The sequence below is a fragment of the Chromobacterium alticapitis genome, from assembly GCF_002924365.1.
In the GTDB taxonomy this organism is placed as follows: Bacteria; Pseudomonadota; Gammaproteobacteria; order Burkholderiales; family Chromobacteriaceae; genus Chromobacterium; species Chromobacterium alticapitis.
Genome location: NZ_PQWB01000156.1, coordinates 1 through 801 on the forward strand (window position 1 = coordinate 1; position 801 = coordinate 801).

The following is an 801-nucleotide window of genomic DNA, read 5'->3' on the forward strand; positions in this document are numbered from 1 at the left end:
ATCTGCTGGCCGTCAAAGGCAACCAACCCTCCTTGCGGAGCACGGTGGAAGCGGCATTCATTGAGGCGGGAGACGCGCCGAACGCGCATGGAACGGTCGAGCGCGGCCATGGCCGGCAGGTGGCGCAGTTGGCGCGAGTTCTGCCTGTGGCCGGACGAGTGGATGCCGAGGCCTGGCCGGGGTGTCAAACGCTGGGCGTTATTGATTCATTGAGGCAAGTTGGCGACAAACCGGGGCAGTGGGAGCGCCGCTACTACATCAGCTCGCGCAAGCTGAGCGCAGAGGACTTAGCGCAAGCGGCGCGGGCGCATTGGGGCATCGAGAACCGTCTGCACTGGATGCTGGACGTGAACTTTGCGGAGGACGCCAGCAGCGTTTGCAAGGACTTTGCGCCGGAGAATCTGTCATTGCTGAAAAAGATGGTGTTGAACCTGGTGCGACCGGTGCCGATGGGCAAAAACGGCAAGATGAGCATGCGGATCAAGCGCAAGGCAGCGGCCTGGGATGATGATGTGCGAGCCCAGTTTCTTGGGCTTGCGCCATTATGATGTTCGAGTGCGGAGGCCCTGACACCGCAGCACCTCTGAGCAAGAAGCCCAAGCAGCGCTACACAACCACCAACTAGCATGAGTACGACGCGGCCCTGACTGCACGCGGATTGCTGCTGGTCTGGCTCGATTTTTGTCTGAGCATGGCGCTGTTGCGCAAATCCGCCCGTCCCGCGGCTTGGTAAGATAGTGGCATGACCAAGCCCGCTCCAAAACGCTATCGAACGACCAACTGGAACGCCTACAACAAAGC

General features: G+C 60.5%; 1 protein-coding gene. It reads left to right on the forward strand.

The genetic code is table 11. The features are described from left to right. Positions 1 to 548, forward strand: a 548-nt coding sequence (locus C2I19_RS20060) for an ISAs1 family transposase (protein WP_146056893.1), incomplete at its 5' end; no start/stop codon positions are given. Between the last annotated feature and the right edge of the window lie 253 nt (positions 549 to 801).